This is a genomic window from Vibrio sp. Vb0937, from assembly GCF_033338855.1.
This window is the reverse complement of record NZ_JAWOTK010000405.1, coordinates 1-1,088: the sequence shown is the minus strand read 5'-3', so window position 1 is coordinate 1,088 and position 1,088 is coordinate 1. Positions and strand designations below refer to the sequence as shown.

The 1,088-nt window shown below is 43.8% G+C and carries 1 protein-coding gene and 1 pseudogene; one reads left to right on the top strand and one right to left on the bottom strand.

What is annotated here, in order from left to right; all coding sequences use genetic code 11:
• On the bottom strand, positions 1–812 hold an 812-nt coding region (locus R7P67_RS26085; protein ID WP_318086488.1), incomplete at its 3' end, for a molybdopterin-binding protein.
• Positions 813–931: 119 nt separating this feature from the next.
• On the opposite strand from R7P67_RS26085, the pseudogene R7P67_RS26080 reads away from it, so the two are divergent.
• Positions 932–1,088 (top strand): annotated as a pseudogene (locus R7P67_RS26080) (DUF3943 domain-containing protein); the annotation flags it as partial.

The following is a 1,088-nucleotide window of genomic DNA, read 5'->3' as shown; positions in this document are numbered from 1 at the left end:
GACACAGAAAGTGTGAGATCTTTATCCGCCAGCAGTTGTCCTACATGCTCAACCATCGGAAGGTCGATGCTAACCGTATTGCTTTCGAGGTGCTTGTTGATCAACTGCATCAGCTTCAAACGTTGTTCAAGCTGATCTGCCGGGCCAAACAGCTTCACTTCAATAAAAGGCAGATAAGAGCGATACCCAAGCTCATAGCCTTGTGGCAGTTTTAGCTGATCCAACTTATCCGAGATCCCAGATTCAGAAAGACCAAAAGTGTAGATTCGACTACAGCATGAACCTTTTACGTCAGGAAATACTCTTCGAAGATCAGGCAAAATTTGTGTTTCTGCCATCAATTTGAATTCGCTTGGTACACCAGGAGTAAAATAAAAAATCGCGTCATTGATCAGCATTTTAAAGCCACATGCCGTGCCAATAGGATTGTCTAAAATTTCTGCGATTTCAGGTAGCATGGCTTGTTTTAAATTGCTATCAGGCATAGGAATGCCACGCCGAGCATACATGCTCTCCAGTTGCTCTAGCCATTCTTTAAACAATACCAGTTTGCACTCAGCCGCTTTCGCTGCCGCTGCGGCGCTCATGTCGTCGGTCGTTGGCCCCAATCCACCGTTAACAATGACTACGTCATTGTTGAAGCTCAGCATTAAAAACTCTTCGATTAAGCTCGACTGCTTGTCTCCCACAGTGGATCGTTTGGTTAAACCAAACCCATGCTGATAAAACAAACTCGACAGCCACGCCGCGTTAGTATCAACAATATCTCCGTGAAGCACTTCCTCACCAGTACTTAGCATTGCAATTTTCACAACTGACTCCTGAACATAAGCACAATTCTATTTCTATACGGAGCACTTATATCGTTTTCTTTTTATCAGACTAATCGCTTAGTCAATTTGTTGGGATTAAATTAAGGTCAAGTATTTAAATGGGTTTTCTTTTAAGGGATAATTGTGAGCCCGATCATCAAACCATTAACTCGGAGACCTTTGTGTCAAAATCATCCATGTTCAAGAAGACTCTCGCAGGACTCTTACTGACGACGTCGGCCGTTGCTAACGCAAGCCAGTACGATATGAGCCGCC